Annotated in this window: 19 protein-coding genes and 1 riboswitch; of the genes, 17 read left to right on the top strand and 2 right to left on the bottom strand. The window is 52.7% G+C overall.

Annotated elements, in window-relative coordinates; translation table 11 throughout:
• Nucleotides 1-66: 66 nt before the first annotated feature.
• Nucleotides 67-1,401, top strand: a complete 1,335-nt coding sequence (gene lysA / locus AC4G46_RS21625) for a diaminopimelate decarboxylase (RefSeq protein ID WP_491124519.1) — start codon at nt 67-69, stop codon at nt 1,399-1,401.
• A 147-nt stretch (nt 1,402-1,548) separates the two neighbouring features.
• The gene (locus AC4G46_RS21620; RefSeq protein ID WP_090719028.1) at nt 1,549-1,980 is read left to right on the top strand and encodes a peptidylprolyl isomerase; all 432 of its coding nucleotides are present in this window, start codon (nt 1,549-1,551) and stop codon (nt 1,978-1,980) included.
• A 94-nt stretch (nt 1,981-2,074) separates the two neighbouring features.
• Here the strand turns inward: AC4G46_RS21620 and AC4G46_RS21615 are convergent, their stop codons facing one another.
• On the bottom strand, nt 2,075-2,830 hold the full coding sequence (locus AC4G46_RS21615; protein ID WP_491124518.1) for a YwaF family protein: 756 nt from the start codon (nt 2,828-2,830) through the stop codon (nt 2,075-2,077).
• Between the two features lie 286 nt (nt 2,831-3,116).
• Here AC4G46_RS21615 and AC4G46_RS21610 point away from each other — a divergent pair, with 286 nt between their 5' ends.
• Nucleotides 3,117-6,737 (top strand): collagen binding domain-containing protein, encoded by a 3,621-nt coding sequence (locus tag AC4G46_RS21610; protein ID WP_491124517.1) that lies wholly within the window; start codon nt 3,117-3,119, stop codon nt 6,735-6,737.
• A 107-nt stretch (nt 6,738-6,844) separates the two neighbouring features.
• Here AC4G46_RS21610 and AC4G46_RS21605 read toward each other — a convergent pair whose 3' ends face one another.
• Nucleotides 6,845-8,176 carry an MFS transporter gene (locus tag AC4G46_RS21605; RefSeq protein ID WP_491124516.1) on the bottom strand — a complete coding sequence of 444 codons (1,332 nt, stop codon included), beginning with the start codon at nt 8,174-8,176 and terminating at the stop codon, nt 6,845-6,847.
• Nucleotides 8,177-8,338: 162 nt separating this feature from the next.
• On the opposite strand from AC4G46_RS21605, the gene AC4G46_RS21600 reads away from it, so the two are divergent.
• The 14 genes from AC4G46_RS21600 (at nt 8,339) to AC4G46_RS21535 (ending at nt 21,875) form a co-directional block, all read left to right on the top strand.
• A complete protein-coding gene (locus AC4G46_RS21600) occupies nt 8,339-9,547 on the top strand; it encodes a helix-turn-helix domain-containing protein (protein WP_491124515.1) in 1,209 nt (402 codons plus the stop codon).
• Between the two features lie 162 nt (nt 9,548-9,709).
• Entirely contained in the window at nt 9,710-10,105 is a 396-nt protein-coding gene (gene mscL, locus AC4G46_RS21595) for a large conductance mechanosensitive channel protein MscL (protein ID WP_491124514.1), read from the top strand.
• 162 nt (nt 10,106-10,267) lie between these two features.
• A riboswitch (FMN riboswitch) is annotated at nt 10,268-10,439 on the top strand.
• Between the two features lie 218 nt (nt 10,440-10,657).
• A complete protein-coding gene (gene ribD / locus AC4G46_RS21590; protein WP_491124513.1) occupies nt 10,658-11,758 on the top strand; it encodes a bifunctional diaminohydroxyphosphoribosylaminopyrimidine deaminase/5-amino-6-(5-phosphoribosylamino)uracil reductase RibD in 1,101 nt (366 codons plus the stop codon).
• A gap of 76 nt (nt 11,759-11,834) precedes the next feature.
• Entirely contained in the window at nt 11,835-12,500 is a 666-nt protein-coding gene (locus tag AC4G46_RS21585; protein ID WP_491124512.1) for a riboflavin synthase, read from the top strand.
• Between the two features lie 152 nt (nt 12,501-12,652).
• Complete coding sequence (locus tag AC4G46_RS21580; protein ID WP_491124511.1) at nt 12,653-13,906, top strand: bifunctional 3,4-dihydroxy-2-butanone-4-phosphate synthase/GTP cyclohydrolase II; 1,254 nt, start codon at nt 12,653-12,655, stop codon at nt 13,904-13,906.
• 47 nt (nt 13,907-13,953) lie between these two features.
• On the top strand, nt 13,954-14,421 hold the full coding sequence (gene ribH / locus AC4G46_RS21575) for a 6,7-dimethyl-8-ribityllumazine synthase (protein WP_039879072.1): 468 nt from the start codon (nt 13,954-13,956) through the stop codon (nt 14,419-14,421).
• Between the two features lie 151 nt (nt 14,422-14,572).
• Nucleotides 14,573-15,364 (top strand): segregation and condensation protein A, encoded by a 792-nt coding sequence (locus tag AC4G46_RS21570; protein ID WP_491124510.1) that lies wholly within the window; start codon nt 14,573-14,575, stop codon nt 15,362-15,364.
• Nucleotides 15,333-15,938, top strand: a complete 606-nt coding sequence (gene scpB, locus AC4G46_RS21565; protein WP_491124509.1) for an SMC-Scp complex subunit ScpB — start codon at nt 15,333-15,335, stop codon at nt 15,936-15,938. Before AC4G46_RS21570 ends, scpB begins: the two co-directional genes overlap by 32 nt.
• 207 nt (nt 15,939-16,145) lie before the next feature.
• On the top strand, nt 16,146-16,832 hold the full coding sequence (locus tag AC4G46_RS21560) for a DUF2953 domain-containing protein (RefSeq protein ID WP_491124508.1): 687 nt from the start codon (nt 16,146-16,148) through the stop codon (nt 16,830-16,832).
• 116 nt (nt 16,833-16,948) lie between these two features.
• The gene (gene ytfJ, locus AC4G46_RS21555) at nt 16,949-17,446 is read left to right on the top strand and encodes a GerW family sporulation protein (RefSeq protein WP_491124507.1); all 498 of its coding nucleotides are present in this window, start codon (nt 16,949-16,951) and stop codon (nt 17,444-17,446) included.
• A 272-nt stretch (nt 17,447-17,718) separates the two neighbouring features.
• A complete protein-coding gene (locus AC4G46_RS21550; protein WP_491124506.1) occupies nt 17,719-18,924 on the top strand; it encodes a D-alanyl-D-alanine carboxypeptidase family protein in 1,206 nt (401 codons plus the stop codon).
• Nucleotides 18,925-18,967: 43 nt separating this feature from the next.
• On the top strand, nt 18,968-19,633 hold the full coding sequence (locus tag AC4G46_RS21545) for a nucleoside recognition domain-containing protein (protein ID WP_491124505.1): 666 nt from the start codon (nt 18,968-18,970) through the stop codon (nt 19,631-19,633).
• Between the two features lie 52 nt (nt 19,634-19,685).
• Nucleotides 19,686-20,174, top strand: coding sequence for a spore maturation protein (locus tag AC4G46_RS21540; RefSeq protein WP_179088059.1), 489 nt, complete (start codon nt 19,686-19,688; stop codon nt 20,172-20,174).
• Between the two features lie 243 nt (nt 20,175-20,417).
• Entirely contained in the window at nt 20,418-21,875 is a 1,458-nt protein-coding gene (locus AC4G46_RS21535) for a glycoside hydrolase family 1 protein (protein WP_491124504.1), read from the top strand.
• The last annotated feature ends 74 nt before the right edge of the window (nt 21,876-21,949 follow it).

The raw sequence follows: 21,949 nt of genomic DNA, 5'->3' as shown, positions 1-21,949 counted from the left end.
GGAATAATTTTCATACAATAGACAGGGTGGAATCAAAACGTTCCACGGAAATTGGAGGACTGGACAATGTTTTTACACGGGACGAGCCGGATTAATGATGCCGGACATCTGGAAATCGGCGGATGTGATGTGACCGAACTCAAGGCGGAATATGGTACCCCGCTATATATAATGGACGAGCAATTAATCCGCCAGCGCTGCCGCGAGTATATGGATGCCTTCAGAGCGTCCGGATTAGGATTCCAGGTTGCATATGCCAGTAAGGCGTTCTCAATCATGGCTATGTGCCGCCTTGTTGACGAAGAAGGGCTGTCGCTGGACGTAGTTTCGGACGGGGAGTTGTACACGGCACTCCAGGCCGGATTCCCGGCTGAACGTATTCATTTCCACGGGAACAACAAGACGCCGGACGAGATTGAAATGGCGATTGAAGCGGGCATCGGCTGCTTTGTAGTTGATAATCTCGTGGAACTGAGCCTTTTGCAGGCCATTGCGGCCAGCAAGGAAGTAACCGTGAATGTGCTGCTGCGCGTAACCCCAGGCGTTGAAGCTCATGCTCACCATGCCTATGCTTCGACCGGCCAGACCGATTCCAAGTTCGGCTTTGACATCGGCAACGGCTCTGCCTATGCTGCTGTACAGCAGGCTTCGGACAAAGCGAATCTACAGCTGCTTGGCGTGCATTCCCATATCGGCTCACAGATTTTTGAAACCGAGGGCTTCCAGCTGGCTGTTGAACGGATCGCTGATTTCACCCGCAAGGTGAAAGAAGAGCTGAACATTGATTTCCCTGTCGTCAACCTGGGCGGAGGCTTCGGCATCCGTTATGTAGACGGTGATACACCGCTTCTGGTATCGGAATATGTTGCAGCCATTACAGATGCTGTGAAGACACATTTCGCCGGAATCGGCAGCTCGCTGCCGCAGATCTGGGTAGAGCCGGGCCGCAGTATTGTAGGCGATGCCGGAACTACGCTGTACACAGTGGGTACGAACAAGGAGATTCCGGGTGTGCGCAAATATGTGGCCGTTGACGGCGGCATGACAGACAATCCGCGTCCGGCGCTCTATGAATCCAAATATGAGGCTCTTCTGGCTAACCGGGCTACTGAAGCGAACGAAGAAACAGTCTCCATCGCCGGCAAATGCTGTGAGAGCGGCGACATGCTGATCTGGGATGTTGAGCTTCCTGCTGTTAAGAGCGGTGATTTGCTCGCGGTTGCCTGCACCGGCGCGTACAACTATTCGATGGCCAGCAATTACAACCGGATCCGCCGTCCGGCCGTGGTCTTCGTACAGAATGGCCAGAGCGATCTGGTTGTGCGCCGTGAGAGTCATGGTGACATCGTTGTCAACGATATTGTACCTGAACGTATTGCCAAGAAGGCTGTAGCGAAGTAGGTTTCGTGGCTCCGGCAGCAGCCCTTCCGGCTGAGCGCGTTTGCAAAGCAAGCGGGAACCCTCCCGCTTGCTTTGCTTTGTGCGCAGTTTCATAGTAAACTAATAAACGTGTTCTACATCTGGAATTTTGAAAGGGGTCATTTACATATGGCAAAGCAAGCGAAAATTACACTCGAAAACGGCGGCGTAGTGCTGATCGATCTGTTTGAAAACGATGCTCCTAATACTGTGGCAAACTTCGAGAAGCTGGCTAACGACGGCTTCTACAACGGTCTGGTATTCCACCGCGTTATCCCTGGTTTCGTGGCACAGGGCGGCTGTCCTAACGGTACCGGTACAGGCGGTCCTGGATACACAATCAACTGCGAGATCAACCCTAACAAGCATGAGCGCGGAACACTGGCTATGGCGCATGCCGGCAGAAACACAGGCGGAAGCCAGTTCTACATTTGCTACGCACCGCAGCCGCACCTTGACGGAGTACACACTGTATTCGGTAAAGTTGTACAAGGCATGGAGTTGGTTGACAGCTTCCAGGGACGCGACAAAATGACTTCGGTCGAAATTATCGAAGCTTAATTTTTCCGGTTCAGGGGCAAATGCCCTTTTCGGATGATGAAACAGCACTGCACTGGTTTTCCAGGGCGGTGCTGTTTTTTTTGTACAAATGTGTCTATATACTTCTGCTCCGGGAAGCATTACGGCTTCTGATCATCTCCGGCAGCTTGAAGAAAATCAGGAACATCATGAGGAAAATAACGAGAGCAAATACCTCCTCCACCAGCAGGTAATAAGGATAAGGGCCAAAGTAGTCGAGTACGGAGAAGGTGCCGGGCTTATGAGCCAAAAACATGTAATTGGCCCCAAGCAGCTTATCGAGTGCAAAAACAATGACGGCAATCAGGTTAAGGCAGAGCATGGTGAACAGCAGCGACCGCCAGGTCGGCCGGAATCCGTAAGCCCAGGTCATGAACAGGGAGGACAGCACGATTGCCGCGTGAGCCGTAAAGAACAGCAGGAAACGGATATGGGGAAAAGGATAGACCAGATTAGGCGTCAGGAGAGCGATACAGGCCCCTCCGATCCCGGCAAAATACAGAAAAGAGTAGAGCAGCCGGCTGCGGGTTAGCAGCATAACCGCCGACAGCAGCAATGTAATTCCGCACAGCTCCAGCGGCAGTGAATGGCGGCTGCTCCAGATGCCGTGGGACAGATACCATGCATGCAGCCCGCCTTCTGAAGCGAGCAGTACGATAATCAGCAGCCAGCGGACCTGGTTCCGCAGAAGCGGGCGGGTACGCAGTGAAGACCTTGCTGCGAACAGCAGCAGGCAAAGTGCGGCGGCCGCAGCCAGGGCCAGAAAATGCGGCGCCGTGAACATCATGAAATCGCTCCCGTGTTTTCGTCCAAAAAAGGTAGTCAGATCCACAAATTTCGCTCCCTTGTTCTAAAGCTTGCTTTTCAAAAAATAAATATTCCTGTTTTAAACATTTTTTGATTCTAAGCTTCTATACTTAGGTGATATAAGTATATAACGCTCAAACTGGCCAGAAAAGGAAGGAATTCTGCTTGTTTACATAAGATGGACGGTTTCTGACCGAAATACATAACTGGCCTTGGGGCGGAGTGTGCCATTACCAGCGGATTCGGCGCCATCTTAAACAGAAGCCTTGGTGAGAGCTGAAATGAATTTCAGGAATGGGGGATACCGGGGAATGATAAAAAAGAGGTTCAGTCTGGCTATTGCGGTTCTAATGCTGTTTGTGCAGTACGCTTATGGAATCGGGTTTATTACACAGGTTAAGGCAGAAGCGATCGAACATGAGACGGACATCATTACCAGTGTGTCCATGGCCGTTTACGGACCTGACGGAAGTACCGTAACGGACAGCGTCTATGATGTCAACTCGAATGTAACACTGGACTATACGTGGGCGCTTCCCGACGGACACAGCTACAGCGCCGGAGACACCTTTACCTTCAAGCTGCCTGAACAGTTCCAGCTGTACAATGACATCAGCGGAACCCTTGTCTCCGATGACGGGCAGGCGGGCGATTTTACTGTCAGCCAGGCAACACATGAAGTAGCGATGACCTTCAGCAATTACATTGAGGACCATGGCAACGTGCACGGCACGCTGCGGGTGAACACAAAGTTTGACCGCACCAAGGTCAGCGGAAGCACAACCGAGCAGATTATATTCCCGGTTAACGGAGGCGCTCAGACCATAACGGTTACGTTCAAGCCTCAGGTTGGCTCAACGATTGCCAAGACAGGCACCGCGAGCGGCTTCAATGCCGACAGGATTGACTGGACGGTTGATGTGAATAAAAGACTGGAGCCGGTAACCAATGCCTTGCTAACCGATCCTATCCCGGCCGGCCTGTCGCTGGACAGCACTGTGACGCTGGCCGTATACCAGCTGAATGTGCAGCTTGACGGCTCAGTGCAGCAGGGGGCTTTGGTGGATGGAAGCAAGTATGCTGCCGAAGTTGCAGGCGGTGTGCTTACAGTACGTTTTGCCGATCCTGTTATTAACGGAGCTTACCGCATCACATATACAACAGGAATTACCGGGGATGAGGCGAGCTACACGAATACCGCCACCTTTACAGGAGACGGGCGTGATCCGGCCAGTGCATCGGCGACAGTCAATGTGGAGCGCGGCGGTAGCCTGAAGAAACAGGCGGTTCATTATGACTGGGGTATCCAGGTCATTACCTGGGCCATCGAATACAATTACAACCTGAAGAGCATTCCGCAGCAGAGTGCTGTACTCAGTGATTTGTTCGACGACACCCAGCAGCTTGTGCCTTTTTCGCTTAAAGTGTATCCGGTGACGCTGGATTCTTCAGGAAAAGCGACCAAGGGGGCTGCGTTAACCGAGAATACGGATTACACAGTAACCGCCATTTCAGGAGTGGAGAACAAGCAGGGCCTCAAACTGCAATTCAATGCCGGCATCAATTCTGCATACCGAATTGAATACAAAACCGAAGCGGTTGGGCGGGTATTCAAGGACCATACCGTTACCAATACCGTTTCAGACAGCACGTACAGCCAATCGGCAACGCAGCTTGTAAGGCCTATAATTATCTACAAAACATTCTCCGGGGCGAATTATGCTGAACATACTGCGAACTGGAAAATTACACTGAACGGCGATAACCATCCGATGAAGGATGTTGTGGTCACAGACCTCTTTCCTCAGGGCGGCCAAAAGCTGATTCCGGAAACAATCGTTGTACGGAACAGCAGTAATACAGTACTTGATCAATCAGCATATACGCTGGAATACGCTACACCCGTATTGCCTAATGCCGGCTTCAAAATTAAATTCAAAAGCCCGATTAACGGGTCCTACACCATCAGCTATACTACCTATTTCAGCAATGAGTGGCTGAACGGGAACACCGACGATTTTATTAACACTGCCAAGATTGATTGGACAGATATTGAAGGTATTAAGCAGAGTACAAGTGCGGACGGCAGGTTTATTCCCCGCAGTGAGTGGAAGAACAACGGTTTCAAAACCGGAATGTACAATGCTTCCAGCAAGGAGCTGACCTGGACGGTAGGCGTCAATTATACCGCCAAAGAGGTAAAGCTTCCTGTTGTATCCGATGTGCTGACCGCCGGGCAGAGACTGGTTCCGGATTCACTGAAGGTTTATAAGCTGAATGTGGATGCCAAGGGAGATTATACGCTGGGGGCCGAACTGGGCAGCAGCGCGTACTCCTACTACGCAGGTAACGATGGTAAGTTTAGAATCATTTTCGCTAAAAGCATCAGCGAAGCGTATGCCGTTGTCTTTAAGACTACTCTGGCCGGCCAGCTTATCGGCAGCACTGTAGTCAACACGGCGAATCTGCTGGACGGTGAGAAAAAGGTGTCCAGGGATCTGACCGCATCGGTATCGATTCCGCACGGCGGAGAATATGTCCTGAAGAGTGGGCTGCAGAACGGGGAAAAGATCGACTGGACCCTTGCGGTGAACCGCAGCCAGTCCCATGTTAAGGATGCCAAGATTATTGATACGCCAAGTATCAATCAGATTTTACTTCCGGATTCTTTCCGTCTCTATGAAGGAATAGCTGCTGCAAACGGTGATATTACGAAGAGCAGCACGGAATTGGTAAAAGGTGTGGATTACACCTTGCAGGTACTGGCTGATGACGATGGCAGACAGAGCTTTGAGCTAAGCTTTGCCCGTGACATCGACAGGGCTTATATCCTGGAGTACCAGTCGCTGATTGCAGCGAAGACAGGCGATAAGCTGACCAACACCGCGAAATTTACCGGAAATAATGTTGTTAATGTTGAAAAGAATACAACGACAGAGGTCATTGTCGGTGTATCCAGCGGCTCGGGCACGGGCAGCGGAGAGCGGGGGACACTGACCGTCAGCAAGCTGGACGCCCAGAACACGGGTAAAGTGCTGGCAGGCGCGACCTTTGAGCTCTACCGTCTGAACGGGACTGAGCGTGTATTGGTTAATACTCGCACGACAGACGCGGCAGGCAGCGCAGTGTTCAACAATATCTGGCTGGGCAGCTATATTCTGATTGAGACAGCGGCGCCGAGCGGCTATGTGCTGGATACAAGAGAATATCCGGTGACCATTAGCTCGGTGGCAGGGATTAACCTGACCGTATACAATACTGCCGTACAGCCGACAGCTACACCAACACCGACTCCGACGGTAACGCCATCACCGACGGCTGTACCAACGGAAACACCAGCTCCGACGGTAACGCCATCACCAACGGCTGTACCAACCGAAACACCGGCTGCAACCGGATCACCGGCGCCGACAGCATCACCGGTACCAACGGTCTCTCCGTTACCTACAGAGTCAGCAGCCCCTACCGCTACGACGTCACCTGGACCAGGAGTAACACCTTCTCCTGCTCCGACACCGGCAATTCCGGGAGGAACACCGGGTACGCCTCCGCCGGGTACTGAAGTGCCGGGTGTAATTATTGTAGATGATGAGATTCCGGGCGGTCCGGCAATTACTCCTCCGGCAGCAACACCGGGGCCATCAGTTTCACCGGAATCCCCTGGAGGGGGAACTATAGAAATTCCGGTTGACGATGAGATTCCGCTTGGCGGGGGTGACCCTGACAGCGGCAGTCCCGATACGGATACTCCGGATATCGATATCGATGATGACAGTATTCCAAAAGGGTCTGTAACGGATACCGGGGGTGACGGCCAGCTGCCGCAAACCGGCGAGAGCAGTCCGCTTCCTATCTATCTGGCAGGGCTTGGCTTGATTGCGGCAGGTATTGTGCTGAACCGGGTGTTCAGAGGCAGACGTAATCAGGAGTAGTTAATAAACATATGTGCTGATCCCATGGTCAGCTACAGCAGAAAGCCTGCGGCGATATATGCCGCAGGCTTTTTTACTGTGTTTCCGGCGGCATTCATGATGTTGCCTCAGGTATGAAGCTGCACCGCGCGTTCCCGCTGCTGCATTACTTCCAGTCTGATGCCGCGCTTCAGGCTTCTGGAGCCCAGCAAAGTGACCAGCAGGATTGACAAGCCGGAAACTCCGAGCAGGAGCGAGGGAGGAACCCGGTCCACAAGCATCCCGTAGAGAATCATTCCTGCCGGAGCAATCGCTCCGGAGGCTGTCTCCACGACGGCAAACACTCTTCCGAGATAGGCAGACTCGACCGTCTGCTGAAGATATACCTGCACCGGTATATTGATATTCATTACGGTGGAGCCGACCATAAACAGCATGGCCATCAGAAAGATAAAGGTCCCGGTAGGGCTTAAATCAACGATCAGCGGCAAGGCCAGCGCAAGGAACAGCAGTCCGAGCATAAGGAGGCCGCGGATCAATGAGCTGGTCGGACTGCTGCTCTGGCGGCGGACGGTCAGCAGCAGTGACATCGCCAGCATGCCTGCGGCGAGCATCGCATTAATGGTGCCGTATTGTCCGGAGCTGAGGGAAAGTGTCTGAACAACGGCGTAAGGCAGGACTACATTCAGGGAAACGACGAAAAAGTTGACCCAGAAGACGATAACCATAACGGAGCGGATGACAGGCTTTTTAAAGACGTAGGATATCCCACCGGCCAGACTGCTGCGGAACTCTGCCAGCACAGTGCTGCGGGGAGAATTATCCGGCAGCAGCTGGTTCGCTTGAGCTGAAGCTTCAGAGACTGCCGCCGGCTTGAACTTGAGGCCGAAGCTCATGAGGGTAGAGACCGCAAAGCCTGCAGCATTCAGCAGCAGGAACAGCTTCAGCGGAACGGTGGCATATAGCATGCCGCCCAGAACAGGTGCGAGCAGGCCGCCAATGGAGCCGGCGATCTGATTGAGCGACCCGGCACGCTGGAGCGAATCTGCCTCTACAAGCTGGAGCAGGGAAGAGGAGACGGCAATACCGTAAAAGGTAGAACAGACGGAGAGCAGAACGAGGGTGACGTAAACAGGCAGCAATGTGACTCCGTTCAGCGAGACGGCCAGATAAGCCAGCAGCAGCGTTAATACGGCGCCGAGGTCTGAGTAAATCAGCAGCCGGCGGCGGTTCATCCGGTCCGCCATCACCCCGGCAAAGGGGGCGAGCACAATCCGCGGCAGCATTCCGCAGACCATTGTAACGGCGAAGCTGCTCCCTGAGCCTGTGAGCTTCAGGATATACAGGCCCACTACAAAAGTGTACATACCGGAGCCGAGAATTGAAGCGAGCTTGGCTGTAAAGAACAGCAGCATATTCCGGTTGCCTGGGGCAGCCCAAAAGCTTTTTTGCTTTACCATAAACAGCACTCCTTAAAATCAAAAGTTAAATATTATTAAACACATTCTATGTGTGCTGGCATGTAATTGCAATATAAAGTTTAATTTTATTAAACTTTATTTTTTCTTACCGGGAAATTAAGTTATACTGGTAGAAAGACAGACATAAGGATGGCTAAACAGATGACAACTAAACAGACAATCGGGGATAAAATAAAAGCATTACGCCAATCCAAAGGGCTTACACAGAGCGGGCTGGCCGGAGAAGCAATGACCAAAAGTATGCTCAGCCAGATTGAGAACGGCCGTGCCATGCCCTCTATGCGCAGCCTGCAGATTCTGGCTGAGCGTCTTGGAGTAGACGCCGGATACTTTCTGGAGGATGATCAGGGTGCTGAGCTGGCGAGGCTGGTACGCGACATCGAAGTCCAGTTCAAGCAGAAAAACTATAAAGCGGTTGTCTCCAGAGTGAAGCCTCTGCTGGACGCAAAGCTCCCGGTGACCGTCGATGCCGCCCGGCTGATGGAGTTCTATGTGGCTGCCTGCTATTATACAGGGAGTGCAGGAGGGGAAGAGGCGGTCGCAAGGGCTGCAGAGATCTACGAACGGTTCGGATTGTTTGTGGAGAGCGCCAAAGTCCAGTATCTGACCTACGCGCTGCTGTTTACACAAGGCAGGTATGAAGAGAGTCTTGCGCTTATTTTGCGTGTCAGGAAAGAGTATATGAGCAAAAAAGTCGGCAACAATTTTCTGTTCGAGCTTGACCTCCATTACGCAGAGAGCGTTACTTTATCCGCTCTGGGAGATTACAGCGGGAGCCGGAAAGCGGCACTGGATGCCATTGCGCTGTCACGTGAAGAAGGCGTATATTATTTGACAGACCATTTTTACCGTGTGTTATCCAATCTTGCCCTTATGGCCGGAAGTCTGGAGCAAGCGGGACATTACCTGGAGAAATCGCGGCTGTATGTGGAGCTGTCAGAGGACAAAATGTCAGTACAGCTGCTGAAGCTGGCCCAGATGAGGCAGGCGAATGCGGAGCAGCGGTATGAGGATGCTCTGCAGATTGGAGAACAGTTTCAGGCAGAAGGAGACCGGTATATATCCAGCCGAAGCCTGGCTGCGGGAACAGCCTTGTATCATCTGGGGAGGGATGAGGAAGCGCTGGAGCTGTTATCCAAAGTTACCCTTACCGATGATGTCCACCATCCGCTGGACCGCGCGGCCGTATTCACCTCTTATGCCTATAAGGCCAGAATTTATGCCAGAGCCGGGAAGCTGGAGGAAGCACGCCAGCAGTCGGAGATTGCTTATGAGCGTGTACAGGACTATCCGCCTTCCGTATTTTGCACGTTCATCCGGGATACTTACCATGAGCTGCACCGGCAGTAGCATACGCCCGGTTATGGCTGCAGCGCAAAAGTGCAGAACCGGAGATTCCCGGCTTTGTTTTTTTATGCCCCAAAAGATTTGCAGGGCTTTAGCGCCGGCTTATTGGTGTATCTCGCCGGTAATGCTATAATAACTAAAATTCAATTTATCGGGGGAAATGGAATGTGGAAGGAATTTAAAAGCTTTGCGATCAAAGGAAATGTGCTTGATCTGGCAGTTGCCGTAGTCATCGGGGCAGCATTCGGCAAAATTGTCTCCTCGCTGGTTGCCGACATTATTATGCCTCTAGTAGGTTTGCTCAGCGGCGGTATTAACCTGGGAAAGCTGACTTTTACCTATCTGGATGTCGAGGTGAAATACGGGATATTCCTGCAGAGCGTGGTGGATTTCTTTATTATTTCGTTCTCGATTTTCATGGTAGTCAAGGTGGCCAACCGGTTCAAGCAGAAGGAAACAGTAAAAGTTGAGGTTGTAGAGACACCGGCACCCGATCCGGAAATAGCCCTGCTGACAGAAATCCGCGATCTGCTGAAAGCCAATAAGCAGGGGGAAGCGTAACCGTTAGGGTGGCATATAAACTATGGTTTTGACTATTCCGGACAGCAGCCTCCGGCTGCTGGTACGCAATGATCTGCTTGCTTTTTTGACCGTATAGTGCTAACTTTATTTTAGTCATTGTTAATGACTTGCAGTATTCGATGATACTAATTTCATACTGGTTTGATCCTTCAGGGCAGGGTGTAATTCCCTACCGGCGGTGATGTCACTGTGTAATGGCTGTTACAGTCTACGCGTGCTTAGTCCGCTACCCGCGTCGTATCCTTTGGATACGGACGGTGGACCCGGTGCAAATCCGGGACCGACAGTATAGTCTGGATGGAAGAAGGAGAGAATAGCGTACTGCCACTGAACGGGCAGGCGCACTGGTGTATTCCCTAATAATATGTGCGAACTTTCACAATCACTGGTGAAGGGGCTTATTTACGCATCATTTTATTTGAATTGCCGGTAAACTCTCGTATATCCCGTCTTGAACTCCGCCTGGAGATTGAGGACGGGTTTTTTGTTTATTTAGGCCTGAAGGCAATTAGCAGAGATTGGAGGCAGATCATGAATATTATGAATGACGAATTTTATATGTCGCTTGCGCTTGATATGGCGGAAAGAGCGCAGGGACAGACCGGCATTAACCCGGTTGTCGGCTGTGTTGTCGTAAAGGACGGAGCTGTGATCGGCCTGGGTACACATCTGCAGCGCGGCACCGGCCATGCTGAGGTGCATGCGCTTAACATGGCAGCGGGAAAAGCGCAGGGGAGCACCGCCTATGTGACGCTTGAGCCCTGCAGCCATTACGGCAAAACGCCGCCCTGCAGCCAGCGGCTGATCGACGAAGGCGTTACGCGGGTCGTTGTTGCCTGTGAAGACCCTAATCCGCAGGTGGCGGGACGGGGCTTTGAGATGCTGCGTGAAGCGGGAATTGATGTTGAAGTCGGACTGCTGAGAAGCCGCGCCCTGAGGCTCAACGAACGGTTCATCAAGTATATTTTGACGAAGCAGCCGTTTGTAACCCTGAAGAGCGCAAGCACGCTGGATGGTAAACTTGCTACAAGAACCGGTGACAGCAAATGGATATCGAACGGGCAGGCACGGGAAATAGTACATACGCTGCGGCACCGCCATCAGGGGATTATGGTGGGTGTGGGCACGGTAATTGCAGACAATCCTTCGCTGACTACACGGCTTGAGGTTCCGGGGCTTCATCCGGTGCGCATCGTCATTGACTCCGGCCTGCGGACTCCGCTGGACGCAAACGTCGTCACAGGCGGCGAAGCACCGACGATTATCGTGACGACAACGGCAGCCGATCCCGCCAAAAAAGCGGCGCTGGAAGCGGCAGGCGTTACGGTAATAACGTGCGGCGACGGGCCGCGGGTGGACTTGAAGGCAGCGATGGTCACACTTGGCGAGATGGAGATCGGCTCCATTCTGCTTGAAGGCGGAGGAACGCTGAACGGCTCGATGCTGCAAAGCGGGCTGGTTGACCGGGTGGTTCTGTTCTATGCACCGAAGATTGTCGGCGGCGGAGCCGATGCTCCGGGAACCTTTGATTTTCCGGGCGTGGCACTGATGAAGGAAGCAATCACACTTGAGGGATTGGAAGTTGAGGTCCTCGGGGATAATGTCTGTATCAGCGGCACCCCGGTCCGCTAGGACAGGCGATGTATTGGCAAGAAGCACTACCTGATAAAGCTAGTGTGACAGAAGTAATCTTTCAGGAGGGGATCACATGTTCACCGGATTGATTGAGGAGATCGGCATTCTGCGCGGTGTCAGCAGCGGCGGGGAGATGATGGTGCTTACTATCGGCGCCTCGCTGATCATGAGTGATCTGAAAATCGGAGACAGTGTGGCTGTGAACGGCGTCTGCCTGACGGCTACCTCGATTAGCGAGCATTCCTTTACCGTGGATGTCATGCCTCAAACCTACCGTAACAGTAACCTCAGGGAGCTGCGCAGCGGGAGCCGGATGAATCTGGAGCGGGCGATGGCCGCCGGCGGCCGTTTCGGCGGGCATATCGTCCAGGGGCATGTGGATGGCACAGGTGAAATCCGCAGCGTCAAGCGTGACCAGAACGCAGTCGTGTTCGAGATTACGCCGGACAAGGGATCGTTGTTTAAATACATCATCCCCAAAGGCTCTATTACGCTTGACGGTATTAGTCTGACTGTAGTAAGCACCTCATCCTCGGCCTTCACCGTATCGATCATTCCCCATACGCTCGGCGAAACAGTGCTGAACCATAAGCGTCCGGGCGACAGCATCAATATAGAGTGTGATGTGCTGGGCAAATATGTCGATCATCTTCTGCATTACAGAGGGGCCGGCAGTGGGGAAGAAGAGAACAGCTCCCGGATCAGCCGTGATTTTTTGGCGGCGAACGGGTTTGTATAATAAGCAGAAACGGCTACACTGTCCTAAACCGGGCGGTGTCCGGATCTGCGGGGAAAGATAAGGATAAGTAAAGTATTTACTTTCTTATCTTCAGACTATTCTGCTTTGCAGCGGCAGGTATGGCTGCGTAGAGCTGACAGGAGGACAGGACTATGAGTGAGAACAGCAAGCAAGACAGCGTTTTGAACCGGATTGAAGACGCCATATATGATCTGATGCGCGGGAAGGTCATCATCGTGGTCGATGACGAGGACCGTGAGAATGAGGGTGATTTCGTTGCCCTGGCTGAACGGGCCACGCCGGAGGTTATTAATTTTATGATTACGGAAGGCCGCGGTCTCGTCTGTGTACCGATTACGGCGGAGCGTGCGGAGGAGCTCGATCTGCAGCCGATGGTTACCCACAACACAGATAACCACGGCACTGCCTTCACCGTTTCGGTTGACCATGTCAGTACGACCACCGGTATTTCTGCAGGCGAGCGTTCCCTGACAATCAAAGCCTTGATGGATCCGGATGCCAAGCCGGCAGATTTCCGCAAACCGGGCCATATGTTCCCGCTGATTGCTAAAAAAGGCGGTGTACTGCGCCGTTCAGGCCATACCGAGGCTGCTGTTGATCTGGCCCGCATGTGCGGATCGTACCCGGCCGGCGTTATCTGTGAAGTGGTCAAGGCGGACGGAACAATGGCCCGTCTGCCCGATCTTGTTGACATTGCGAAGAAGCATGATCTCAAGCTGATCAGCATCCAGGATCTGATCCATTACCGCAATGAGAAGGAGCAGCTGGTCACCCGTGAAGTGTCCGTTAACCTGCCGACGGATTTCGGCACGTTCCAGACCATTGCCTATACGAACGAAGTGGATGACAAGGAGCATGTCGCTCTGGTCAAAGGAGATATTTCCGGCGAGGAGCCGGTGCTGGTGCGCGTACACTCCGAATGCCTGACCGGTGATGTCTTCCACTCGCACCGCTGCGACTGCGGCCCGCAATTTGAAGCGGCGCTGCGCCAGATTGAAGCGGCGGGCCGGGGAGTCCTGCTCTATATGCGCCAGGAGGGCCGGGGCATCGGGCTGATCAACAAGCTTCGTGCCTATAAGCTGCAGGAAGAAGGACTGGACACGGTAGATGCCAACCTTAAGCTGGGCTTCCCGGCAGATCTGCGGGATTACGGCATCGGCGCACAGATTCTCAAGGATCTGGGAGTCCGCCAGATCCGGCTGCTGACCAATAATCCGCGCAAGATCAAGGGGCTTGAGGGCTACGGCCTTGAGGTCGTAGAGCGTGTGCCGATCCAGATGCCGGAGAACAAAGACAACACCGGCTATCTGCATACCAAGCAGGCCAAGCTCGGCCATCTGCTGTCTTTTGACAATATTGAACAGAATGAAGATTCCAAAGCGTAACAACGCCATAAATAACCAACTTACAAATGAAGGGTTGATGAATAACAATGCCGAATTATTTTGAAGGACACTTAGTATCTGAAGGATTGCGTTACGGTGTAGTGGTAGGACGTTTCAATGAATTTATTACGAGCAAGCTGCTGTCCGGCGCACTTGATGCATTCAAACGCCACGGGGTTGCGGATGATGAGGTAGATGTGGCCTGGGTTCCAGGCGTATTTGAAATCCCGCTCATCTGCCAGAAAATGGCCGAAAGCGGCAAATACGATGCGGTAATCGCTCTGGGTACAGTGATCCGCGGATCCACGACACATTATGACTATGTGTGCAACGAGGTCGCCAAGGGTGTGGCAGCCATTAACCTCAAGACAGGCGTTCCGACAATCTTCGGCGTGGTGACTACCGAGAATATCGAACAGGCAATCGAGCGCTCCGGAACCAAAGCGGGCAACAAAGGCTGGGATGCGGCTACTTCGGCAATCGAGATGGCTAACCTTAACAAGCTGTTTAAGTAAGCGGAATAAGCTCTCCCCTCTTGACGGATTAACCGGATTCGTGCTTATTTATATGTATAAGAAGAAAGCATGGACTATAAGAAATCTTTCTACTTGTGTAGCGTCCTTTTAGCGGCGCTGCACTTTACTTTTTTTAGCAGGGGGAAATCGCGTGACTGTATTGTACAAGCTGGAGACGTTCGAAGGTCCGCTCGATCTGCTCTTACATTTAATTGACAAGGCGGAAATCGACATCCAGGACATTCCGGTCAGCGAGATCACCGAGCAGTATATGGAATACCTGCACAGCATGCAGGAGCTTGAGCTGGATATTACAAGCGAATTCCTCGTCATGGCGGCAACGCTGCTGTCGATCAAGAGCAAGCTGCTGCTGCCCAAGCCGCCGGTGATCGAGATTGAAGATTTTGAATATTACGAGGACGACGGGTATGACCCGCGTGCAGAGCTGGTGGAGCGGCTGATCGAATACCGCAAAATCAAAAGCATTGCCGTGCAGCTCATGGATATGGAAAGCGAACGCAGCCTCATATTTACAAAGGAGCCGGAGGATTTGGGTCCCTTTGTGCCGGCCCAGCTTGATCATACGCTCAAGGGGCTGCATACCTCTGATCTGATCGCCGCCTTCCGTAAGGCGCTTAGCAAAGCGGCGAGAAGATCGTCCTATCAGAGGATTACCCGAGATGAAATTTCAGTGAAGGACCGGATCCGCGATGTTTCGGAGGCGCTGATGCGCAAGGGAATGGGCGGCCGGCTGCGTTTTTCTGCGCTTTTGCATGAGAGCATGGACCGGCATGAGATTGTTACTACCTTCCTGGCTATTCTTGAGCTGATGAAGATGAAGGCGATCTTCTGCTATCAGGAGAAGCTGTTTGATGACATTGTAATGGAGTGGAGAGGAGGAGAGGACTTCAGTGGACTACAAAACGCTGAAATCAATTATTGAGGGCCTGCTGTTTCTGTCCGGGGATGAGGGGCTGTCCGTCCGGCAAATTGCCGACATTACCGAGCAGCGTCCGGATCTCGCGACCCGGGCACTGGAGGAACTGAAAGAGGAGTATGTATCCCAGGAGCGGGGCCTGCAGGTCGTGCAGATTGCCGGAAATTACCGGCTGGCTACCCTGCCGGATCACGCTCCGTATTTCGAGCGCCTGGCTTACTCGCCGGCGCGGTCATCCCTGTCCCAGGCCGCACTGGAGACACTGGCGATTGTGGCCTACCGCCAGCCGATTACCCGGGTGGAAATCGAAGAGATCCGGGGTGTGAAGTCGGAACGGGCGATTCATACGCTGAACAACAAGGATCTGATTCATGAGGTTGGACGGGCAGAGGCTGTAGGCCGGCCAATTCTGTACGGAACGACCAAATCGTTCCTGGACAGCTTCGGGCTGGCCAGTCTGAAGGAGCTGCCGGAGCCGTCGAATTTTGATACTTCCGACAGTCTGGAAGAGGAAACCCAGCTGCTGTTCAACAAGCTGGACAGCCAGATGTCATTCGATGATGTGGATGTTGAACAATAAAGCCCTTATACTTCAGTTCTGACAGCCGTTGCCCCGTATGGGGCAGCGGTTTTTTTATGTTCTCGCTGCGCGTTAGGGACAGGTTTAAGCGGATTTTACGGCCTGTCAGCCAGTTTTCCTGCTATTTGCGTCTGTCCGAATGTTTTCCAGTCCACTTTGCCATACTAACCCAAGGATTCTACAAAAAGGCTGCTTGGAGGTAAAACCGTGACTCTATGGCTTGTTATACCCTTAGCCCTGCTGCTGCTGGCAATTATACTGGTGCTGTCTTCCTCTATTCATTTTCACTTCCGTTTAAACAGAATCGGCAAGGATGACCGTGTGGAATTCGATATAAAAGCTTTATTCGGGCTGGTTAAATTTCACTATGAGCTGCCGAAGCTGGTCTTTGAAGGAATTGCCCGGGGAGTAAAGGTGAAGCTTGAACAAAGCGGGATTACCCCTGCCCGTAAGGAGGATGAATCAGAAGAACAGATCGACAAGGATAAGGTGGAGAACTGGAGGGAGAACGTGAAGGAGGCGCTGCGGGCAACCCGCGGATTCAACCGCTGGATGAAACAGGTTCTATCCCATGTCCGTATCACCCGGTTCGACTGGTCGACAGATTTCTCGCTGGGCGATGCAGCCTCTACTGCCATCGCTACAGGCGTTGTGTCCGGCCTGAAATGGGGACTTGTCGGCTGGATGTCGCAGATGGTAAGACTGCAGCGCAGTCCGAGGATGTTCGTTGTCCCGGTGTTCCGCGATGAGGTTTGTTTTTCAACAGAGGCTGTCTGTACCGGAAAATTAAATGTTGCTTATGTTCTCTATTCAGGAGTGCAGCTGCTGCGTCGTATTGCCAAAGTGGAGGGCGGGCTGTCGAGCTGGAAACGTCTGCTTAAACGTGAGGGCTGATTCCGGCAGGAGAAGCCTATTCTAAGTAACATCTTACATACAAATGCTGCGCACGGGGGATGATATCACCTGTGAAAGACTTGAGAAGTCTTTATAAGCCAAAGGAGGATATCAACATGAGCGACCATCCGATCCAAGGACTAATGCAGACGGCAATGGAAAATATCAAAGGTATGGTGGATGTTAATACGATTGTCGGAGATCCGGTGGAAACCCCGGATGGCAGTGTCATTCTGCCGATCAGTAAAGTAGCCTTCGGGTTTGCCGCAGGGGGCAGCGATTTCCGGGTAGAGGATGACGGTCCGGGCGTCAATGCTAGCGGCAGCAGCGTCAAAATGCTTCCTTTCGGGGGAGGCAGCGGGGGCGGGGTATCGATCCGTCCGATCGCTTTTCTCGTTGTAGGCAGAGAAGGGGTACATATTGTGCCGCTGGATAACCAGACTCACCTGTTTGAGAAGATCATTGACTCCGCTCCCAACCTGATCGACAAAATCCAGAATATGTTCCAGAACAACAACGGGACGCCGGTGGGAGCAGAAATCGTAGGAAATCCGCCAGTAAAAGCGACACCAGTTAAAACAGAAGCCGCGCATCCGAGTTCATCGGCCCATTAGAAGGCTTATAACGGAATGTGCCCGTCTGGAATGCGGAGCTGTATATCAGGGACACCGCCTGCTTATGGCGGTGTCCTTTTTTGGTGCAAGAAAATAGTTGTGTTACGGAGGCAATCGTAAGTACGTGCATCAGCCTGCAGGTTAAGACCGCACCCCGCTATGCGGGGTTATTTTGCTTTTCCAAGGAAGGACATACCTGCCCGGCGTTCAGCATACACTTGTACAGGCAGGAGGAAAAGGACAGGTGAACTGATCAAAACCGGAGGATGAACATGAAACCATTAACTGTAATTACTGTGAAGCCGTCGTTAATTCTGATAATGTGCCTGCTGCTCGCAGTGCTTGTCCCGGTGAATCCGGTAGCTGCTGAGAACGCTTCTGTTTCGACCCATGCCAGGGCGGCGGCACTCATTGATGTGGAATCCGGAAGGCTCCTGTACAGCAGCCGGGGGGATGAGCCGATGCTGATTGCCAGTCTGACCAAAATCATGACGGCGATCGTGGCGATAGAGAACGGGGATCTGGCTTCCAAAGTGAAGGTGGGTAAAAACGCCTTTGCCAAGGAAGGCTCCTCGCTGTATTTGAAGCAGGGCGAAGAGATGCTGCTGGAGGATATGCTGTACGGGCTGATGCTGCGCTCAGGAAATGATGCAGCAACGGCGATCGCTGAGCATGTCGGCGGTTCGGAGCAGGGGTTTGTCTATCTGATGAATGCCAAGGCGGAGGAGCTGGGGCTGAAGAATACCCATTTTGCGAATCCGCACGGGCTGGATGCAGATGGGCATTATTCCAGTGCCAACGATATGGCTGTGCTGACTGCTTATGCGCTGCATAATCCTGTATTCAAAGAAATTGTGGGGACACAGGAGAAGACGGCTGACAATCCGTATGAAAAATGGGATTACAAATGGGCCAACAAAAATAAAATGCTGCGCCTGTACGAAGGTGCGGACGGGGTTAAAACCGGTTATACCAAAAAAGCGCTGCGCTGCCTGGTCAGCTCCGCTACCCGCGGCGGCCAGCAGCTGGTGGCGGTGACGCTGAATGACGGCAATGACTGGAATGATCATGCCGCACTGCTTAATTTCGGATTCAACCATTATCCGCTCAAAACCTTAATTGAACGCGGGGAGGGCATCAGCGGTTACAGCTTTGTTACGTCCCGCAAATTTGCCTACCCGCTTGGTCAGGGCGAGGAAGCCAGAATAACGACCAAACTGGTTCTGAATGGTGAGCCGGCTGCCGCCGGGGAGAAGACAGTCCGGGGCAGCAGCTTCGGACTGAAGGGCACTGTAGTGCTGCAGCTCGGAGGTAAGGAGATTGGCCGGGTGCCGGTCTATGAGCCGGACCGGCTCCCGCCCGAGGAATCCATGTACATGAAGCGTTACAGTCCGGCGGGAACAGCCGCATATCCGGCAGATAACTGGCTTCAGGCGCTGGGGAGTGCACTGCGGGCACTGCTGCAAATGGGAAGATAATAAGCGTACCGGGGAAGAGAGCCGGGTAGGAGGAGGGACCGGGATGATTAACGGGATCTGGCTGGGGATGATCGTGATCGGCTTTGTGTTTGCAGCCGTGAACGGCCGGATGGATGCTTTTACTGCCGCCGTCTTTGACGGAGCCAAGAACGGGGTCACTGTAAGCTTTGGCCTGATTAGCGTACTGGTATTCTGGATGGGGATGATGCGGGTGGCCGAGGATGCGGGCCTGCTTCGCAAAATAGCCCGGCTGCTCGGGCCGGTGGTAGGCTTTTTGTTCCCGGATGTGCCTAAGGGCCATCCGGCGATCGGCTATATTCTGTCCAATATGAGCGCCAATCTGCTTGGGCTGGGCAATGCGGCAACGCCAATGGGCATCAAAGCAATGCAGGAGCTGCAGACGCTGAACCCTGATAAGGAGACAGCGACTCCGGCCATGTGCACCTTGCTGGCACTGAATACCGCCAGCATTACGCTTATTCCGGCTACGCTGATTGCGATCCGGCTCAACTACGGCTCAGCCGACCCGGCCGGTATTGTCGGCACAACGCTGGCGGCAACCGCCGTAGCCACGCTGGCCGCGATTGGTGCGGACAGGCTGATGCGCAGGCTGACTCTGCTGCGCAGGCCGCCGAAGCCCCCCGCAATCAGTTCTGGCGATCACACCGCCGGAGGCCGCGCCCTCCCGCATACTTCAATGAAAGGGTGAGCATGCCTTGTTCCAGCTAATCAGCCTCATCTCGGCCTGGGCGATTCCGGTCATGATCACCTTTATCCCGCTATATGCTTTTACACGCAAGGTTCCCGTGTATGAATCCTTTGTAGAAGGAGCCAAAGACGGCTTCGGCACGGCAATCGCCATCATTCCGCATCTGGTCGGCATGCTTGTTGCCATCAGTGTGTTCCGGGCCTCCGGGGCGCTGGATTTCCTTATGGGCTTCATTGCCCCGGCGCTGGAAGGCCTCGGTGTCCCGCCGGAGGTGCTGCCGCTCGGGCTGCTGCGTCCGCTGACCGGCACCGGCTCGCTGGCCTACACAACGGATCTGATCCGCGTTCACGGGCCTGATTCCCTGATCGGCATGATTGCATCGACTATTCAGGGGAGCACAGACACCACATTGTATGTGCTGACAGTCTATTTTGGCGCTGTGGGAATCCGCAATGGGCGTTATGCGCTCAAGGTAGGCCTGTTCTCCGATATCGTCGGCTTCATTGCCGCCATTGCTGTATGTTTATTGGTCTTCGGCTAGCCGGATCTGGGCGGTTGAAAATGAGGGTTTGAAATTCCAGAATTGCTGTGTTAGGATTAAAGTAATTAAATAATCCTTAAATTCATCGTTTAATGGATTGTTACTGGCCGGGCCAGGCAAAACCTAAACTGATGGTAAAGCATTTGTCTTCTCTTTTTGGAGGTGGCAATTTCTTTACTAACGGTTTAGGTTTTTCTTGTTTTCGGGCATCATACTTATAAAATACAGAAAGAGGTTATGTTCATGGCTACAGCAAACACAGGATTCCCGAAGAATTTTTTGTGGGGCGGCGCTACGGCAGCTAACCAGCTTGAGGGCGGTTTTGACTTGGACGGCAAGGGCTTGTCTACCGCCGATATGATTGCCCATGTGCCGAAGGCGCTGCGTAAAGGCGATCATTCGATGGAGATTTCCTCGGAGCGCATTGCCGAAATTCTTGCGGGTGACCTCAGCGAGCGTTTCCCCAAACGTGAAGGGGTGGACTTCTACCACCGTTATAAAGAGGATATTGCCCTGTTTGCCGAATTGGGCTTCAAAGTATTCCGCATGTCGATCAACTGGGCGCGGATTTTCCCGAACGGTGATGATGCCGAGCCAAACGAAGCTGGCTTACAGTTCTACGATAATGTGTTCGATGAGCTGCTAAAATACGGTATTGAGCCGCTGGTAACACTGTCCCATTATGAGACACCGCTTGGTCTGACCCTGAAGTATAACGGATGGGCCAGCCGTGAAGTGATTGGCCATTATGTAAAATACGCCGAGACTGTATTCACCCGCTACCGGAACAAGGTGAAATACTGGCTGACCTTTAACGAAATTAATGTCCTGACTATGAGCCCATACACGGGTGGCGGCATTCTGTCCGACAAGGTTGAGCACAGGCTGCAGACCATTTATCAGGCACTGCATCATCAATTTGTGGCAAGTGCTATGGTAACGAAGCTGGGTCATGAGATCATTCCTGGTGCGCAGATCGGCTGTATGCTCGCCCGCATTGAGTCTTATGCACACACCTGTAACCCGGAAGATGTGCGCAAAGCCCAAGTGGAGAACCAGATGAACCTGTTCTTTACCGATGTGCATGCCCGCGGGGAATATCCGCACTACATGAACCGTTATTTTGCCGAAAATAACATCGTGATTGCACGCGAGCCCGGGGATGATGAGATCATTGCCGAGCACACTGTCGATTTCATTTCCTTCAGCTATTACATGACACTTACTGTAACTGCTGGTCCTGAAGGCGAAGTAACAGCGGGTAACCTGGTCGGCGGGGTGAAAAATCCTTATCTGGAGGCTTCCGACTGGGGCTGGCAGATCGATCCTGTAGGTCTGCGCATTACGCTCAACACGCTGTATGACCGTTACCGGAAGCCGCTCTTTATTGTGGAGAATGGACTGGGCGCCATCGACCGTGTTGAAGCTGACGGCTCAATCCATGATACCTACCGGATCGATTACCTGAAGCAGCACATTATCCAGATGAAAGAAGCAGTCAAGGACGGCGTTGAGCTGATGGGCTATACAGCCTGGGGGCCAATTGACCTGGTGAGCATGTCCACTTCGGAAATGTCCAAGCGTTACGGCTTCATTTATGTTGACCTGGATGATGAAGGCAAAGGCACGCTTGCACGCAGCAAAAAGGATTCATTTGACTGGTACAAACAGGTGATTGAATCGAATGGTGAAGTGTTATAAAACGTTTTCATAATATTGTTGTCATTCTGCCGGCAATGTGATAATATGCATATACGGGAAAACTAAAACTGGAT

Source organism: Paenibacillus sp. fava2 (assembly GCF_058313675.1).
This window is presented reverse-complemented; position numbering and strand designations above follow the sequence as displayed.

Coding starts and splice junctions, on each gene's coding strand:
- lysA (WP_491124519.1), top strand. CDS start 67: ATGTTTTTACACGGGACGAGCCGGATTAATGATGCCGGACATCTGGAA.
- AC4G46_RS21620 (WP_090719028.1), top strand. CDS start 1,549: ATGGCAAAGCAAGCGAAAATTACACTCGAAAACGGCGGCGTAGTGCTG.
- AC4G46_RS21610 (WP_491124517.1), top strand. CDS start 3,117: ATGATAAAAAAGAGGTTCAGTCTGGCTATTGCGGTTCTAATGCTGTTT.
- AC4G46_RS21605 (WP_491124516.1), bottom strand. CDS start 8,176: ATGGTAAAGCAAAAAAGCTTTTGGGCTGCCCCAGGCAACCGGAATATG.
- AC4G46_RS21600 (WP_491124515.1), top strand. CDS start 8,339: ATGACAACTAAACAGACAATCGGGGATAAAATAAAAGCATTACGCCAA.
- mscL (WP_491124514.1), top strand. CDS start 9,710: ATGTGGAAGGAATTTAAAAGCTTTGCGATCAAAGGAAATGTGCTTGAT.
- ribD (WP_491124513.1), top strand. CDS start 10,658: ATGAATATTATGAATGACGAATTTTATATGTCGCTTGCGCTTGATATG.
- AC4G46_RS21585 (WP_491124512.1), top strand. CDS start 11,835: ATGTTCACCGGATTGATTGAGGAGATCGGCATTCTGCGCGGTGTCAGC.
- AC4G46_RS21580 (WP_491124511.1), top strand. CDS start 12,653: ATGAGTGAGAACAGCAAGCAAGACAGCGTTTTGAACCGGATTGAAGAC.
- ribH (WP_039879072.1), top strand. CDS start 13,954: ATGCCGAATTATTTTGAAGGACACTTAGTATCTGAAGGATTGCGTTAC.
- ytfJ (WP_491124507.1), top strand. CDS start 16,949: ATGAGCGACCATCCGATCCAAGGACTAATGCAGACGGCAATGGAAAAT.
- AC4G46_RS21550 (WP_491124506.1), top strand. CDS start 17,719: ATGAAACCATTAACTGTAATTACTGTGAAGCCGTCGTTAATTCTGATA.
- AC4G46_RS21545 (WP_491124505.1), top strand. CDS start 18,968: ATGATTAACGGGATCTGGCTGGGGATGATCGTGATCGGCTTTGTGTTT.
- AC4G46_RS21540 (WP_179088059.1), top strand. CDS start 19,686: ATGATCACCTTTATCCCGCTATATGCTTTTACACGCAAGGTTCCCGTG.
- AC4G46_RS21535 (WP_491124504.1), top strand. CDS start 20,418: ATGGCTACAGCAAACACAGGATTCCCGAAGAATTTTTTGTGGGGCGGC.